Genomic DNA, 15,282 nt, shown 5'->3' with positions numbered 1-15,282 from the left:
AAGCTCTTAATTCTCGCTTAATGTTTCGGCAAGTCGTTGAGGTGCCTAGGGGTCTCGGGATATCAGGCAGGTAAAAAAAACGCCCCGCCGGAAGACCGGCAGGGCGTTTGTTGTTCGAACGATCGGCTGGCGCGCTAGGGTGGAGTAAGCTGCGATTCGATGCTGCGGTAGACGAGGCGTAGCTCGTCGACGGAGAGGTGTTCGAGCCGGCCCGAGAGCAGGTCGCTGATCTTCTGCATTGGCAACCCGGCGCGGCGGGCGATCTCCCTGCTGCCGAGATCCGAGACGGCGATCAGCCGAGTGACGATACGCATGAGGCGTGTACGTTGTTCCAGGTCCCTGACGTCGAGGTCAGGGCTGCTTCGCGGAGGATCGAGGCATTCCGCGTGTGCGGTGTGACGTGCCGTGTTCATGTGGCTCCAGTGAACGATTGCGACACCGACATCATGGTCACTTTAGCGCGGGTTTTCCAGTGGCAATTTGATGATGTTTTACGTCATGGTAGATGCCATCAGCGTGACGTTGAACTGCCGCCCTTCGCGTATGCTGTCGGTGGCGTACTCTAACGCTGTGAAGAGTTTCTTGACGGTCACGCTGATGCCGGCGTGGCAATCGTTCACCGACTGCGGGGCAAGTCATGTACGACTTCATCATCATCGGCGGCGGGATCCTTGGCATGTCCACCGCCATGCAGCTCAAGCAGGCCTACCCGGACCGCCGCATGCTGCTGCTGGAAAAGGAGTCGGGCCCCGCCAGGCACCAGTCCGGCCACAACAGCGGCGTGATACATGCCGGCGTGTACTACGCCCCGGGTAGCCTCAAGGCGCGATTCTGCCTGGCCGGCAACCGGGCCACCCGTGAGTTCTGCGATACCCACAAGATTCCCTACGACATCTGCGGCAAGCTGCTGGTGGCAACGGATGACGAGGAAATGCAACGCATGGAGGCGTTGTGGGAACGCACGGCGGCCAACGGCCTGGAGCGCGAGTGGCTGTCGGCCGGTGCCCTGCGCGAACGCGAGCCCAACATCGTCGGCATCGGCGGCATCCTGGTGCCCTCCAGCGGTATCGTCGATTACGCCGAGGTCACCCGCGCCATGGCCGCCGAATTCGAGCGCATGGGCGGCGAGATCCGCTACGAGTGGTCGGTCACGGCACTGGAGGAGCGCCGTCAGGAAGTGTTGGTGACGACCTCGCAGGGTGAGGTGAGCAGCCGCTATCTGGTCACCTGTTCGGGGCTGATGGCCGATCGGGTGATACACATGCTTGGCCAGAAACCCGGGTTCACCATCTGCCCGTTTCGGGGCGAATATTACCGGTTGCCAGAGCGCCACAATCGTATCGTCAACCATCTCATCTACCCGATTCCCGATCCTTCCATGCCGTTTCTCGGGGTGCATCTGACGCGAATGATCGATGGTTCGGTCACCGTGGGTCCCAATGCGGTGCTGGCGCTCAAGCGCGAGGGCTATCGCAAGCGCGATGTGTCGCTGCTCGACATGTCCCGGATGTTCACCAACCCGGGTATCCTCAAGGTGCTGGGCAAGAACCTGCGCCCCGGGCTCGCCGAGATGCGCCATTCGCTGTCACGCAAGAGTTACCTGGAGCTGGTGCGCAAGTATTGCCCGAGCCTGCAACTCGATGACCTCGAGCCCTATCCGGCGGGGGTGCGTGCCCAGGCGGTGTCGCGCGACGGCAAACTGGTGGACGACTTCCTGTTCGTCAATACGCCGCGCACGGTGAACGTGGGTAACGCACCGTCCCCGGCGGCGACCTCGGCGATTCCCATCGGCGCGCACATCGTCGAAAAGGTCAAGGCGCTGGTCGAGGAATAGGCCGTCCGGGCCGGGCATGCGAGCCGGGCATGGCGGCAGTCGACCATGCGCGGATTGGCGAATATCATTCAAAACGTAGAAATTGCTCGATTGGTCTCTCACGCAGCGACCGTGCTAGTTTCACCTGTAGGCGCTCGATCACTCTCTTGCAAGGAAGCGTCTCCACACCACACAACAAACCTGGTTCCCAGGACCGGAGGAATGCCATGCGAACTCTGAAATATGCTGTTGCCGCCTCACTGCTGGTCACGGCCCCGTTGGCCGCTGCCCAGCAGATCTCTATCGCCACCGGCGGCACCGGCGGGGTCTACTACCCGATCGGCGGCGGTCTGGCAGAGATGATCAACAAGCACATTGAAGGCTATGAGGCCACCGCTGAAGTTACCGGTGCCTCGGTGGAGAACATGGGCCTGATCATGCGCGGCGACGCCGACCTGGCTCTGGTGCTGGCCGACACCGCTTATCAGGCCTATGAGGGCAGCGGGGATTTTGAAGGTCGCCAGGTCGAGAACACACGTGCCCTGGCCTCGGTTTATCCCAACGCCGTGCAGCTGGTCACCCTGGCCGATTCTGACATCGAGTCGCTTTCCGACCTGGAAGGCAAGCGGGTCTCCGTGGGCGCTCCCGGCAGCGGTACCGAGCTCAACGTCCAAGCCCTGCTCGAAGCCAACGGCATCACCTACGACGACTTCGAGCCCCAGCGCCTGAACTTCAACGAGACCGCCGACGCGATCCGCGACGGCGACATTGATGCCGGCTTCTGGAGTGTCGGGCCGCCCACCAGTTCGATCATGAACCTGGCCACCACCCGCGACATCCGCCTGATCGGCCTTTCCGACGAGGAGGTCGAGAACGCCCGGGAAGAGGAGTCGGTGTTCGCGCCCTATACCTTGGAAGAGGGCCTCTACGAGGGCATGGACGAGGATGTCCAGACCATCGGCATACCCAACGTCCTGGTGGTCAACGCCGACATGGACGAGGAGCTGGCCTACCAGTTGACCCAACTGTTGTTCGAGCGCACCGATGAGCTGATCGACGTGCACCCGGCGGCCAATGACACCACCGTGGAGTTCACCATGGAATCCACTCCGGTGCCGCTGCACCCCGGTGCGATCCGCTACTTCGAGGAGGTCGAGGCGGAGATTCCCGACCACCTTCGTCCCTGAGGCGGTATGACTTTACTACGCCTCACGTCAGGGCGGGCCTTGCTGCCCGCCCTGCTGTTTTTTGCAGGACTGCTGGGCAGCGTCCCCGCGGCACCGCTCGAGGCCGATGACGCGACCGTTCTCGAAGTGCTTGACGTCCAGGGCGAGCGCCTGCTGGCGATCCCCATGCCGAAAGGCGCCGGCTGGTGCCTGGAGTGGAACCATTCCGTGGCGGGCTTCGCGGTACTAGACTGCTATCGTCATCGCGACGGCCGGATGGTATTGCAGCGTAGCCATATGCCGGACTTCGCCGCCGGGCTCGATCATATCCCCGGGCGCGGCCGCCAGGTCTCCGACGGCGAGGGCGGCTACTGGATCGAGGACATCGACGAGCCTGTACCGGGCAATGCCTATCGGCTGCGGGTCGGGTCGATGAACGTCGATCACCGCCTGGTCACCGATAGCTCGCGTGTCAGTCTGAGCGCACTGGCAGCCGATCGACGCGTGACCATTCGCCTGGCAGTCCCTTCCTCCTCATCCGATTAAATGACAACCCTGCGAGAAAACCAAGATGAGCGATTCGGGAGTCTCCCCCGTCATTCCCGGCAGCCAGGCGAAGCATCCTCGCCCGGTGTTGTGGTTGATCACCCTGCTGGCGGTAGGGCTGTCGCTGTTCCAGCTCTACTCCGCCGGCATCCAGCCGCTGGGCCTTTTCTACCAGCGCAGCATTCACTTGATGCTGATCATGATGCTGGCTTTCCTGATGTATCCTCTGCTAGGGCCCCACCGGGCCCGCGGCCCGATCAGCGGCCTGATCGACCTGGCGTTCTTCGTCGGTGCGTTGATCACCGGCGGTTATCTGGTGCTCTTTCTCGACGAGATCATCAATCGTGCCGGCTTCTGGAACGAGACCGATATCATGGTCGGCATGATCGCCACGGTGACCGTGCTTGAGGCCGCCCGCCGCTCGGTGGGGCTGGGGATGACGATCATCGGGGTAGTAGCGCTTCTTTATGCGTTGGCCGGACCGCGCGGCGATCTGCCCTGGCTGGGCCAGTTCCTGCCGGGGATACTCGAGCATCGCGGCTACAATCTCGATCGCCTGGTGGGCCAGCTTTATCTCGGGCAGGAGGGGATCTTCGGTTTACCACTGGGGGTCGCAGCGACCTATATCTTCATCTTCGTGCTGTTCGGCGCCTTCCTGGAAATCACCGGGGCCGGCAAGTTCTTCATCGAGCTGGCCTATGCCGCCACCGGCCGTCAGCGCGGGGGGCCGGCCAAGGCGGCGGTCATCGCCTCCGCCGGCATGGGCTCGATCTCGGGCAGCGCCATCGCCAACGTAGTGACCACCGGAGCCTTCACCATCCCCCTGATGAAGCGCCTGGGCTACAAGCCCCATCAGGCCGGCGGTATCGAGGCGGCGGCCTCCACCGGCGGACAGATCATGCCGCCGCTGATGGGCGCCGGTGCCTTCCTTATCGCCGAATACACGCGCATGCCCTATCTCGACGTGGTCAAGGTCAGCATCGTGCCCGCGATGATGTACTTCTCCACCGTCTACCTGTTCGTGCATATCATCGCGCTCAAGGAGGGCATGCAGGGCATGGCACGCTCGGAGCTGCCGCAGATGCGCGATGTGATGCGCTCGGGCTGGCACTTCCTGCTGCCGCTGGCGGTCCTGGTGTGGTTGCTGGCGATGAGCATCTCGCCGACACGGGTGGGCTTCTACGCAATTCTCACCATGCTCGCCGTGGCGGTGCTGCGCTTTGCGGTGTGGTTCTTCTTCATGGCGCCTCGTGAAGGGCAGTCGGTTACCGCCGATTCGTTGCGCGTGGTCGTGCGCAACGGCCTGATCAAGCTGGTGGAGGCGCTGGAGCTGGGCGCGCGCAATGCCGTGGCGGTCTCGATGGCCTGCGCCGTGGCCGGCATCATCGTTGGGGTGGTGGGCCTGACAGGTCTGGGGCTGAAGTTCTCCTCGATGATGATGGCGTTTTCCGGTGGCAACCTGCTGCTCGCGCTGGTGATGGTGCTGCTGGCAAGCCTGGTACTGGGCATGGGCCTACCGGTGACCGCGAGCTATATCGTGCTGATCGTGCTGGTGGGCCCGGCCCTGACGGCCGAGTTCGGGGTGCCGCTGCTGATCGCCCACCTGGTGGTGTTCTGGTACTCGCAGGACTCCAACGTCACGCCGCCTATTGCGCTGGCCGCCTTCGCCGGGGCGGCGATCGCCGGCAGCAAGCCCATGGAAACCGGCTTCCAGGCCTGGAAGTTCGCCAAGGGGCTCTATCTGATCCCGCTGTTCATGGTCTACAACCCGGAGCTGATCATGGGCGGGCCGGTGCCGCTGGTGGCCTGGACCGTGTTGACCGGCTTCCTGGCGCTGGGGGCGTTCGCCGCCTCACTCGAAGGGTACCTGTTCACCCGGATGTCGGCGCCGATACGCCTGGTGCTGCTGCCGGCGATCGTGGCGGTGTTCTACCCCAACCTGATGGTCGAGATCGTGGGGGCGGCGGTGATGGCTCTAGCACTAGCCGGCAACTGGTTGGCCAGCCGGCGCCAGGCGCAGACTGCCGGCTGAGTGCGGTCCTCGAGCAGAAGAAGCCCAGCGGGCATGGCCTGCTGGGCTTCGAGGTCAGGCTGTCCGAGCCCTTACTGCTCGTCGTCGCCGCTGTCTTCGGTCGTTTCCGTGGATGCTTCCGCGTCGTCTGTCATGGGCTCGTCCTCCGCGTCCATGGCGTCGCCTTCTTCGGGCATCTCGTCGGTCTCCGTGGCCTCGGCATTGGCCTCGATGGCGGTGTCGGCCTCGTTCTCAGCCTCGTTCTCGGCCTCAAGAGCGGTATCGGAGGAGTCGGTGCCCGCTTCGGCCTCTTCTTCCAGCATGGATTCCTGGGAGCCCTGGAGGTCCTCGTCCGCGGCCCCTTCGTCCGCGGCCCCTTCGTCGTCGGCCGCCGCCTCGTCCTCCGGCGCCCCGGCCTCGAAGTCGCCGGCCTCGTCGGCCGTGGCCTCGTCGGCCGTGGTCTCGGTGGCCTGGTCGGTGGTGTCTATTGTCTCTTCGTCGGCGTTGTCACAGCCGGCCAGCGCCAGGGTACTGGCGAGTGCAGCGATCAGAATCATGGAACGCGTCATGTTGTGTCTCCTTCCCGGGATAAGGCTCGTGAGGATTCACGAGCGACGTTTCATTGCCCAAGACTAAGGGATAGTCGTCCCGAGAGGGCGCAACAAGGGTGCAAGCGTTGTCGCCTGACAACGACAGCGACAGGCAGTGAGGCTTTCCACGGCCCGCGGGAGGCGGTATGCTGCGCGGTTTTCGGGCGGCTATGCTTGTGTTGTCGGGCCGTCGTTGCGTGTCGCGACATCATCATCGGGAGAGTTGTCCATGCAGTCGTCGCACCAGGCGCCACGGGTTGGCGTGATCATGGGGTCAAAATCCGATTGGCCGGTCATGGAACATGCTGTGGCGATGCTCGAGCAATTGGGCGTGGCCTTCGAGACACGCGTGGTCTCCGCTCATCGCACGCCGGACCTGCTTTTCGATTACGCCAAGGGCGCCGCCGGGCGGGGCCTGCAGGTGATCATCGCCGGGGCCGGCGGGGCGGCCCATCTACCGGGTATGGTGGCATCCCAGACGCCGCTGCCGGTGCTTGGCGTGCCAGTGGAGTCCAAGTCGCTCAAGGGACTCGACTCCCTGCTCTCGATCGCCCAGATGCCCGGGGGGATCGCCGTGGGCACGCTCGCCATCGGCAAACCCGGGGCGACTAACGCCGGCCTGCTGGCCGCCCAGATCATTGCGCTGCAGGATGCCGGGGTGCGTGCCGCGGTCGACGCCTTTCGCGCCGAGCAGACCCGCAAGGTACTCGACAATCCCGACCCCCGGGGCGAGTGATAGCCGAGCGACAGGAGAGACGACATGAACATTGGCATCCTGGGTGCCGGCCAGCTTGGCCGCATGCTGGCACTCGCCGGCTATCCCCTGGCCAACCGCTTTACCTTCCTCGACACCACCGGCCACCCCAGCGCCGGCATCGGTGATGTGATCATCGATACCGACAGGAAGCACCTCGAGGCCTTCCTGGATAAGGTGGATCTCGTCACTTACGAGTTCGAGCACCTGCCGGTCTCGCTGGTGCAGGCCATTGAGGAGGTCAGGCCGGTCTATCCCTCCAGCGAGGCGATCCGTGTCTGCCAGAACCGTGCCGAGGAGAAGGCGCTGTTCGACCGCCTGGGCATCCCCACTCCGGCCTACCGCTTGGTGGAGCATGCCGACGAGCTGGAGGCCGCGGCCCGCGAGCTGGGCTGCCCGGTGGTGGCCAAGTCGGTCACTGAGGGCTATGACGGCAAGGGCCAGGCGGTGCTCAAGGACCCCGGCGAGGCCCATGACGCCTGGCGCGCGATCAACCACCCGCGGCTGGTCGTGGAGGCCTTTGTCGACTTCGTGCGCGAGGTGTCGATCATCGCCGTGCGCGGTCGTGACGGCGAGGTGGTTTTCTATCCGATGGCCGAGAACCAGCACGTGGACGGCATCCTGCGCTACTCCATCGCGCCCCTGCCGGACCTGGACGAGGGGGTCGAGCAGATCGCGGATGGCTACATCCGTGCCCTGCTCGACGAGCTCGACTACGTGGGCGTGCTGACCCTGGAGCTCTTCCAGTGCGCCGATGGCAGCCTGCTGGCCAACGAGATGGCGCCCCGCGTACACAACTCGGGCCACTGGTCGATCGACGGCGCGGTGACCAGCCAGTTCGAGAACCACCTGCGTGCCATCCAAGGGTTACCGCTGGGCGATACCTCGGCGCGCATGCCCACCTGCATGGTCAACGTGATCGGCCGCGAGGGCGACCCCGCGCAGATACTCGCCATCGAGGACGCCCACCTGCATCGCTACGACAAGAGCGAGCGGGCCGGGCGCAAGCTGGGCCACGTCAATCTGTTGGCGCCAACCCACGGCGAGCTGCTGGGGAAGGTACGCGCCTGCGCGGCCCTGTTGCCCGACGCCCCGGCGCCGCGCTTCAGCTTCGAGTAGAAACGGCTCGTCCCCCCTGAATGCCGAAGGCCCCGCATGTTCGGGGCCTTCGGCGTTTCCGGGCCCCATCTGACCGGGATCAAGGAAGCGTTGACTCGTGACGCTTTTCATTGATCCCGGTACTGGCAGGGCAACAAAGTGAGGGGATCACGGTGCAGGGGAGAGGAGATGCGATACCATCCGAGGGCGGGCGATCTTGCCTTGGCGGCGGCCGTGCTGCTGCCGCTGGTGGTAGCCCTGCCACGGCTGGGCTGGCCCGCCAACGAAGCCGGCGACTGGCTGGCCTGGACCGGCCGCGTCACGGGGATCCTGGGGCTCGCCATGTTGCTGCTGGCGGCGGCGATCAGCATCCGGGTGCCGGGTTGGGATCGTCCCTTCGGGGGGCTGGCCCGGCTCTGGCGGTTGCACCACGGGCTGGGCTTTGGCGCCTTCGTGCTGCTAATGGTCCACGCTCTGGCGCTGGCGCTGGCGGCGGTGCCACTGGGGCTGCCGGTGGCGGTGGAGGTGCTCTTCCCGCCGTTTTCTCGGGGTGTCATCTGGCTCGGCTGGCTGGCATGGCTGGCGATGGTGCTCTTCCTCGCCCCCACGTTCGGCTTCTTCGGCCGGCCCCGCTACCAGGCCTGGAAGCGTCTTCACCTAGTGTCAGCCGTTGCCCTACTGCTGGCCCTGGCTCACGCCCTGCCGCTGGCGGGGGAGACCTGGCCCTGGTGGCTGCTGGGGATGGCTGGCCTCGCGGCTATCGCCTGGCGCAAGTTGGGTTCGCGCCAGGCGCGGCTGGCCTACCGCATCGAGGCGGTGGAGCCTCTGGCCCGCGGGGTGGTGGAACTGGTGCTCGCCCCGCAGGGGCGACGGCTGGTCCACGAGCCCGGGCAATTCCTCTACCTGACCCCGTTGGACAAGACGCTGGCGGCCGGTCGCGGCGAGGAGCATCCCTATACCATTACCTCGGCCCCGGCCGATGACCGCCTGCGCATCGGCATCAAGGATCTGGGCGATGCCAGCCACGCCCTGCAGACAGTGACGCCGGGCTCGATAGCGCGGGTCGAGGGCCCCTACGGTGACTTCTATGGTCGTCATCCATCGGGGCGCCACCGGCTCTGGCTTGGCGGGGGCATCGGCATCACGCCCTTCGTCGGCGGCGCCCGCGATTTGGTGGCCCGCGGGGTGGTGGCAGCGCAGGTGTTACTGATCTACCTGACCAACCGTCGGGAGCGGGCCTACTACCTGGACGAGCTTGAGTCGATCGCCGAGCGGCTGGCGGGTTTCTCGGTGGTGGTGCACGACTATCTTGAGAGGGGAGCCCTTGATGTGGCCTTCCTCGTCGAGCACTGCCCCGGCTTCGCCGAGCGGGAGATACACCTCTGTGGCCCGCCGGCCATGAACGCTCATCTGATGCGGCTGCTCACCGGCCAGGGAGTGCCGCGCTCACGCATCCATAGCGAGGTTCTCGATTTCCTGTGAATACCGTTGCCTACACTGCCTTCATCGCTTTCCTTTCCAGCGTGCTGACCCTGGTCTCGGTCAATGCACTTTCCTCGCCGGATGCGGTCGTCCCCAGCGACCCTGAGGGCATCACCCGTGAGGAGCTGGCCCGGCACGATAGCGCCGAGAGCTGCTGGAAGGCCATCCACGGTACGGTCTATGACGTCACCGGTTTCATCGCCGACCATCCGACTCCCGCGGCGGTGATGCTCGAGTGGTGCGGCCGTGATGCCAGCGAGGCCTGGGACAACAAGCGCCCCGGCCGGCCCCACAGCAGCTTCGCCGAGGGCATGCTGGAGCGCTTCCGGGTAGGGCGGCTGGTCGACTAGGCGGTTGCGTCCCCATGCTTGGCTGGGGGCTTTACGCCAGGCCCCAGACCGATGAGGAAACGTCAAGGTGACTCTCCCCGACACACTCTCCTGGCTGCCCGTCGAGCCGAGTTTTGCCGCGGCCAGCCTGGTGATGCTGGGGGTGATCCTCTCCACGAGTATCCTCGCCGACGTGGTAGCCAGCCGAACTCGCCTGCCGCGCATCTCGCTGCTAGTGCTGGTGGGCGTCGGGGTGGCGGTCATCCAGCAATGGGGCCTGAGCCAGCCCGATGCGCGGCCGCTGGATGGCGTGGCCGAGCCGCTGATCCAGGTGGCACTGGTGATGGTGGCCTTCCTGCTCGGCGGCGAGCTGACGCTGGATCGTCTGCGCAGCACCGGCTCGCTGATCCTGATCGTCTCGCTGTCGGTGATCCTGGCCGGGGTGCTGTCCGTCGGCCTCGGCCTGCTGGCGCTGGGATTCCCGCTGGCGGTGGCGGTGTCGCTGGCCGCCATCTCCGTGGCCACCGACCCGGCGGCGGTCAGCGAAACGATCCATGAGAGCGGCGACAGCCGGCTGCGCGCCCGACTACTACTGGGAATCGTCGCGATCGACGACGGTTGGGGCATCCTGGCCTTTGGCCTGGCCATGGCGCTGCTCGGCTGGTGGCTGTCGGGCGATGGGGGAATGGCACTGCTGCATGCGACCTGGGAGTTGGGCGGGGCAATACTGCTGGGAGCCGCGATCGGGCTGCCGGCTGCCTGGCTGACCGGCCGGCTGCGCCCGGGGGAGCCGACCCAGGTCGAGGCCATTGCGCTGATCCTGCTGCTGGCCGGGAGCTCCGCCTGGCTGGGGGTCTCGTCGCTGCTGGCCGCCATGCTCGCTGGGGCCCTGGTGGCCAATCTCTCTAGCCACCACACCCGCTCGTTCAACGAGATAGAGCATATCGAGTGGCCCTTCCTGGTGTTTTTCTTCGTGCTCTCGGGCGCCAGCATCGACCTCTACCACCTGGACGAGGCGCTCGGCCTGACCCTGGCCTACATCCTGCTGCGCCTGGCGGGGCGCTATCTAGGCGGCATGCTCGGCGTTCGCCTCGCCCGGGAGCGCCAGGCCGAGCTGCCGGGGAACCTCGGTCTGGCGCTGACCCCCCAAGCGGGGGTCGCGATGGGTATGGCGTTGCTCGCTGCCGAACGTTTTCCCGAGCACGGCCCGGTGCTGCTCTCGGCGGTGGTGGCCTCGACCGTGGTCTTCGAAGTTCTCGGGCCGCTGCTGGTCAGGCGGGTGCTCGGCTGACGGTCCTTGCGGAGCCTCGATGGTTGTGGACGGCCTGGGTCAAGCACCGATGATGCCACCGTCCTCGCGGGTGATCACCAGAGTGGCCGAGCGTGGAATGGCGTTGTTCCACTCCGGCCAGTGGCTGGCAAGGCGCCCCTCGGCGAAGGCCTCGGCGGTGGTGGTGGCCCCGGGGTGCTGGATATTGACGAACATGCTGCGCTGGTCCGGCGTGATGGCAATACCAGTGATCTCCTGACCCACGGGGCCGGTGAGGAAGCGTCGAATCTCGCCGGTTTCCGGGTCGGCAGCCAGCATCTGGTTGTTGCCGAACACCTCGTGGATACCGGTATTGAGTGTCGACTCACTGATGTCGGTCTGGATCCAGACGCGGCGGTCGGGGTCGATCCAGAGTCCGTCGGGGTTGGCGAGGATGGCGTCCTGGTCCAGCGGCTCTCCGTTTGGATCACGGCTGCCGTGCTGGTCGCCGGCCAGCACGAACAGGTCCCAGGTGAAGCGCTCGGCGGCGTGGGTGCCATCCTCTTGCCAGCAGATGATGTGGCCCAGGTCGTTGCCTGGACGCGGATTGGCAGCATTCACCTCTTCGATTTCGCGTTGCGGGTTCTTGGTCAGGGTGAAATAGACCCGGCCAGTGTGGGGGTCCACGGCGCCCCACTCGGGGCGATCCATCCTGGTGGCCCCAACGGCGTCGGCGGCACTCCGGGTATTGACCAGGATGTCAGCGAGATCAGCAAAGCCGTTCTCCGCGGTCAGGCCGTTGCGGCCAGGCGCCAGGGCCAGCCATTCGCCCTCGCCATCGCCGTGGAAGCGGGCCACATACAGGGTGCCTTCGTCGAGCAGCGACCCATCGGCGCTGGCGGCGTGGTAGGGCCGGCGCGAGACGAACTTGTAGATGTACTCGAAGGCAGCATCGTCACCGGAATAGCAGACCACCGGCTCGCCCTCCACGGCGGGAGCGAAGACCACCCCCTCGTGGGCGAAACGTCCCAGGTGGGTACGCTTGACCGGCACGGAGGCGGGATCCATGGGGTCGATCTCGACCATCCAGCCGAAGGCATGGGGCTCATTACGGTAGTCATCCCGCGCCGAGGCGCCCCGGGCGCTGGCATCGAAGCGCACGAACGCGTCGGCGCCGCCCACGGCGCGATGCCATTGATAGCGACTGGTATCGCGTGTGGCGATGCCATAGCGCGCCTGGCGGCGGTCGATCTCGGTGTCCTGATTGGCAAAGTAGCCAGCCCAGTTCTCCTCGGCGGCCAGGTAGGTCTGCCATGGCGTGGCACCGCTTGCGCAGTTGCTGAGGGTGCCGCGGGTCATGGTGCCGTCGGGGCTGTAACGCGTCTGTACGTGTTCGGTGCTTGCTACCGGGCCGGCCAGGCGAACGGGGGTGAGAGCGGTCACCCGGCGGTTGCGCTCGTCGCGTACGACCTGCCACTGCCCCGCATCGCCCCGGCGGATTCGCACGATGGAGATCCCATGAGCGTTGAGCTCCTTGAGTACCTGGTCGGTGTCGCGGGACCCATCCTGCTGGCAGGGAAAGCCGCTTGAGTCGAGCGCCAGGCCCGCAGCTGCGCCGTGCAGAAAGCGCGGCTCGACGTACTCGTGGTTGAGCACCAGCAGGCCGTCGCCGGCGCTGCCGTCGAGGGGGAAGAAGTGCATGCCGTCATGATGGCTGCCCACCTGCTGGCCCTGCGCCTCGCCACTGCCGTCAGGGGCGAAGGCCGGGTAATCGCCGGTAATCGGGGTCCCCCAGGGGATCAAGTTCTGCACCCGGTAGCCATCGGGCACCACGACGTCGTCGCCGACACTGGTCGGTACCGCCTTGAAGCCGAGAAGCCGTGACGGAGCGACCTGCCCCGCCAGGACCGAGCCGAAGGGCAGGGCAGTGGCCATGGCACCGGCCACCGCTGCGGCCAAGCTGCCGCGTAGCAGGCCGCGACGACTGATGCGCGCATCGAGAACATCGCCGAAGGTATCGTTGGTAGAAGGGTTGCTCAGGGGTTCATCGCCGGCGGCGAGGACCGGGTCGACGTGCCCGGGATGCTGATGCTGGGTCATGGTCATGCCTCGCTGGAGAGAGGAGTGTCATGGCATTCCAGACTGGGCAGGCCAGGTTGCAGCGCTGTGAACGAACGAAGGCGTTTCGATGACGGCCAGGCCGTTGCTAACGACGGCCTGGCGCGCAACGGGATCACACGCCGGCCGCCAACCTCCCGTCAACCCATAGCCAGAGCGCGATCGCGACGAAGTGAGCGGGGTACCAGGCGAGCCACAGTCGGCGTGGCATCGCGGTGGGTACGGCGGGCATGGCCTTGTGGGCGCCGGCAGCCAGCAACAGCATGGCCAGGCAAGTGGCGACGGTGAATGACTTGGCCATGTCGGAGCTGTTCATCAGACCGGCAACGACCAGCACGGGAAGGGCCAGTGCCGCGGCCTGTAGCCGCTCGGGCAGTGACTCGCCGGCCAGATGCAGGCGCTGCATGGCCAGCATGTACAACGGAATCAGCAGCAGCCCATAATGTTCGTACTCGACCCAGAACCCAGCCAGCCACCAGAGGCCCAGTGCCGCCGCGACCTCGGCGACCAGGCGTCCCTGGCCGAGCGTGCCGGTGGCAATCCGCGTCGGCAGGCCCTGCAGCCAACTGCCTCCCGTCAGCCCCAACGACAGCGTGAAGCAGATGTTAAGGATGAGTGCATCGGAGGCGCGCGGCATCAACATGTAGGGCAACTGGGCGACCAGACCGATGACCAGGATGCGGCGGGCGTAGCGCAGCGGGTTTCGAGTATTGAAGAGCCCGTGCCAGGCGACCATGGCGGCGAACAGCGGAAAGGCGATACGGCCGATCGAAGAGCCGGCCCAGCCCATTTCCCAGCTAGCTGGCAGCAGATAACGGCTCAGGTGGTCCGTGGTCATGGTAATCAGGGCGAGCCACTGTCCCCAGCCGGTCCAGGCAGAGGAAGGGCGCGTGCGGTCAACCCCGGCACGGGCGGGTGCCACATCGGTCATCGGAACCTCATTGAGACATTGACGGAAGGGGTCGACCGGCAGACATTGGCTTAAGTTCCCTGTCGCGCCTGAGCGACATAGCCATGAACCCGAGGAACCGCTGCGTTCGGCCGCAAACGCCACGCTCCCAAAGAAGAATAACAACAGACAGGAAGGAAGAATGCGAAACGGTTTCGGGTTCGACCTGCGCAGCATGGAGATCTTCGTCGAAACCCTCGAGCAGGGCAGCCAGAGTGCCGCCGCCCGGCGGCTCGGGCTCAAGCAGTCGTCGGTATCGCAGAGCCTGGCGAATCTCGAGCATGCGCTGGGCGTCGCCCTCTTCAAGCGCCATAGTCGGCCGCTGGAGCCCACCAGCGCCGGGCGCCTGTTCCACGACCGGGCCAGGAGGATGCTCGAGGAGGCCCGGGCCACGCGCCGCGAGCTGCTCTCGGGGGAGGGTGGGCATCTGCATCAGGTGCGCGTGGCGCTGGTCGACTCGCTGGCCACCGCCGTCGGCCAGCCGCTGATCGAGGTCATCCGCCGTCACACCCGCGACTACACCCTGACCACCGGACTCTCGCACATGCATGGCCATGCGCTGCTTACCCGCCACGTGGATATCATCATTTCCGATGATCGCCTGGAGAACTACGACGGCCTGGAGCGCCACGGCGTGCTGGGCGAGCCTTTCGTGCTGGTGGTGCCGGAGGGCTTCGCCGGCCCGCTGGACAATATGCGCTGGCTGGCCCGCCAGCTCGATTTCATGCGCTATACCCCCCAGTCGCTGATCGGTCAGGCAATCGAGCGACACCTGCGGCTGAGCCGGCTGGAGCTGCCGGCGCGCCTGCACCTGGACAACACCTTCGCGTTGTTGCGACTGGTCAGCGCGGGGGTGGGCTGGGCGATCACCACGCCGCTGTGCCTCTACCAGGCCGGCTTGCCCGGCCTGCGCGTCAAGGTGGCGCCGTTGCCCACCGAACCGCTGGCCCGTCAGCTGACCCTGGTCGCGCGCCGCGACGAGCTCGGTGACCTGCCGGCACGGTTGGCCGCCGACAGCCGCCGCCTGCTGGAGCGTCGTTTCGTCGCCGAGATTACCCGCGAACTGCCCTGGCTGGCCGATACCTTGCGTCTTGGCGGCTGATACCGGCAAGTCCTGCCCTCCCATGGCGCGAGCCTTCCGTTGCCTGCCTCGTTGGCGTGCACTATCGGTTTTGTC

14 protein-coding genes are annotated in these 15,282 nt (G+C 65.9%); 10 read left to right on the top strand and 4 right to left on the bottom strand.

Annotation, left to right across the window (positions count from 1 at the left end):
• Positions 1-134 precede the first annotated feature (134 nt).
• The gene (locus tag BM341_RS19660; protein ID WP_089796178.1) at positions 135-413 is read right to left on the bottom strand and encodes an XRE family transcriptional regulator; all 279 of its coding nucleotides are present in this window, start codon (positions 411-413) and stop codon (positions 135-137) included.
• A gap of 224 nt (positions 414-637) precedes the next feature.
• Between BM341_RS19660 and lhgO the strand changes: the two genes are divergently transcribed.
• The 4 genes from lhgO to BM341_RS11810 all read left to right on the top strand — a co-directional run bounded on the left by lhgO (position 638) and on the right by BM341_RS11810 (position 5,557).
• Complete coding sequence (lhgO, locus tag BM341_RS11825) at positions 638-1,834, top strand: L-2-hydroxyglutarate oxidase (RefSeq protein ID WP_089796176.1); 1,197 nt, start codon at positions 638-640, stop codon at positions 1,832-1,834.
• Positions 1,835-2,040: 206 nt separating this feature from the next.
• Positions 2,041-3,000, top strand: a complete 960-nt coding sequence (locus tag BM341_RS11820) for a TAXI family TRAP transporter solute-binding subunit (protein ID WP_089796174.1) — start codon at positions 2,041-2,043, stop codon at positions 2,998-3,000.
• A 6-nt stretch (positions 3,001-3,006) separates the two neighbouring features.
• Positions 3,007-3,525 (top strand): DUF1850 domain-containing protein, encoded by a 519-nt coding sequence (locus BM341_RS11815; protein WP_089796172.1) that lies wholly within the window; start codon positions 3,007-3,009, stop codon positions 3,523-3,525.
• A gap of 25 nt (positions 3,526-3,550) precedes the next feature.
• Positions 3,551-5,557, top strand: a complete 2,007-nt coding sequence (locus tag BM341_RS11810; RefSeq protein WP_089796169.1) for a TRAP transporter permease — start codon at positions 3,551-3,553, stop codon at positions 5,555-5,557.
• 71 nt (positions 5,558-5,628) lie between these two features.
• Here the strand turns inward: BM341_RS11810 and BM341_RS11805 are convergent, their stop codons facing one another.
• Positions 5,629-6,105 carry a prolipoprotein diacylglyceryl transferase gene (locus BM341_RS11805; RefSeq protein WP_089796167.1) on the bottom strand — a complete coding sequence of 159 codons (477 nt, stop codon included), beginning with the start codon at positions 6,103-6,105 and terminating at the stop codon, positions 5,629-5,631.
• Between the two features lie 250 nt (positions 6,106-6,355).
• Here BM341_RS11805 and purE point away from each other — a divergent pair, with 250 nt between their 5' ends.
• From purE to BM341_RS11780, 5 genes are all read left to right on the top strand, one after another.
• The gene (gene purE, locus BM341_RS11800; protein WP_089796165.1) at positions 6,356-6,862 is read left to right on the top strand and encodes a 5-(carboxyamino)imidazole ribonucleotide mutase; all 507 of its coding nucleotides are present in this window, start codon (positions 6,356-6,358) and stop codon (positions 6,860-6,862) included.
• 24 nt (positions 6,863-6,886) lie between these two features.
• Positions 6,887-7,999, top strand: a complete 1,113-nt coding sequence (locus BM341_RS11795) for a 5-(carboxyamino)imidazole ribonucleotide synthase (protein WP_089796163.1) — start codon at positions 6,887-6,889, stop codon at positions 7,997-7,999.
• Positions 8,000-8,167: 168 nt separating this feature from the next.
• The gene (locus BM341_RS11790) at positions 8,168-9,460 is read left to right on the top strand and encodes a ferredoxin reductase family protein (protein ID WP_089796161.1); all 1,293 of its coding nucleotides are present in this window, start codon (positions 8,168-8,170) and stop codon (positions 9,458-9,460) included.
• Complete coding sequence (locus tag BM341_RS11785; RefSeq protein WP_089796159.1) at positions 9,457-9,810, top strand: cytochrome b5 domain-containing protein; 354 nt, start codon at positions 9,457-9,459, stop codon at positions 9,808-9,810. Before BM341_RS11790 ends, BM341_RS11785 begins: the two co-directional genes overlap by 4 nt.
• 67 nt (positions 9,811-9,877) lie before the next feature.
• Positions 9,878-11,080 carry a cation:proton antiporter gene (locus BM341_RS11780; RefSeq protein ID WP_217646226.1) on the top strand — a complete coding sequence of 401 codons (1,203 nt, stop codon included), beginning with the start codon at positions 9,878-9,880 and terminating at the stop codon, positions 11,078-11,080.
• A gap of 39 nt (positions 11,081-11,119) precedes the next feature.
• On the opposite strand, the gene BM341_RS11775 is transcribed toward BM341_RS11780, so the two are convergent.
• Positions 11,120-13,138: a PhoX family protein gene (locus BM341_RS11775; protein WP_089796342.1), complete on the bottom strand. Its 2,019-nt coding sequence runs from the start codon at positions 13,136-13,138 to the stop codon at positions 11,120-11,122.
• A 133-nt stretch (positions 13,139-13,271) separates the two neighbouring features.
• On the bottom strand, positions 13,272-14,087 hold the full coding sequence (locus BM341_RS11770) for a TraX family protein (RefSeq protein WP_089796157.1): 816 nt from the start codon (positions 14,085-14,087) through the stop codon (positions 13,272-13,274).
• Positions 14,088-14,247: 160 nt separating this feature from the next.
• Between BM341_RS11770 and BM341_RS11765 the strand changes: the two genes are divergently transcribed.
• Positions 14,248-15,207, top strand: a complete 960-nt coding sequence (locus tag BM341_RS11765) for a LysR family transcriptional regulator (protein WP_089796154.1) — start codon at positions 14,248-14,250, stop codon at positions 15,205-15,207.
• The last annotated feature ends 75 nt before the right edge of the window (positions 15,208-15,282 follow it).

The sequence above is a fragment of the Halomonas korlensis genome (assembly GCF_900116705.1).
GTDB lineage: Bacteria > Pseudomonadota > Gammaproteobacteria > Pseudomonadales > Halomonadaceae > Halomonas > Halomonas korlensis.
This window is presented reverse-complemented; position numbering and strand designations above follow the sequence as displayed.

Bases quoted from the DNA above. Each gene is read 5' to 3' on its own strand.
- BM341_RS11770 (WP_089796157.1), bottom strand. From the start codon at position 14,087: ATGACCGATGTGGCACCCGCCCGTGCCGGGGTTGACCGCACGCGCCCT.
- BM341_RS11815 (WP_089796172.1), top strand. From the start codon at position 3,007: ATGACTTTACTACGCCTCACGTCAGGGCGGGCCTTGCTGCCCGCCCTG.
- BM341_RS11790 (WP_089796161.1), top strand. From the start codon at position 8,168: ATGCGATACCATCCGAGGGCGGGCGATCTTGCCTTGGCGGCGGCCGTG.
- BM341_RS11805 (WP_089796167.1), bottom strand. From the start codon at position 6,105: ATGACGCGTTCCATGATTCTGATCGCTGCACTCGCCAGTACCCTGGCG.
- BM341_RS11765 (WP_089796154.1), top strand. From the start codon at position 14,248: ATGCGAAACGGTTTCGGGTTCGACCTGCGCAGCATGGAGATCTTCGTC.
- BM341_RS11775 (WP_089796342.1), bottom strand. From the start codon at position 13,138: ATGACCCAGCATCAGCATCCCGGGCACGTCGACCCGGTCCTCGCCGCC.
- BM341_RS19660 (WP_089796178.1), bottom strand. From the start codon at position 413: ATGAACACGGCACGTCACACCGCACACGCGGAATGCCTCGATCCTCCG.
- lhgO (WP_089796176.1), top strand. From the start codon at position 638: ATGTACGACTTCATCATCATCGGCGGCGGGATCCTTGGCATGTCCACC.
- purE (WP_089796165.1), top strand. From the start codon at position 6,356: ATGCAGTCGTCGCACCAGGCGCCACGGGTTGGCGTGATCATGGGGTCA.
- BM341_RS11820 (WP_089796174.1), top strand. From the start codon at position 2,041: ATGCGAACTCTGAAATATGCTGTTGCCGCCTCACTGCTGGTCACGGCC.
- BM341_RS11810 (WP_089796169.1), top strand. From the start codon at position 3,551: ATGAGCGATTCGGGAGTCTCCCCCGTCATTCCCGGCAGCCAGGCGAAG.
- BM341_RS11795 (WP_089796163.1), top strand. From the start codon at position 6,887: ATGAACATTGGCATCCTGGGTGCCGGCCAGCTTGGCCGCATGCTGGCA.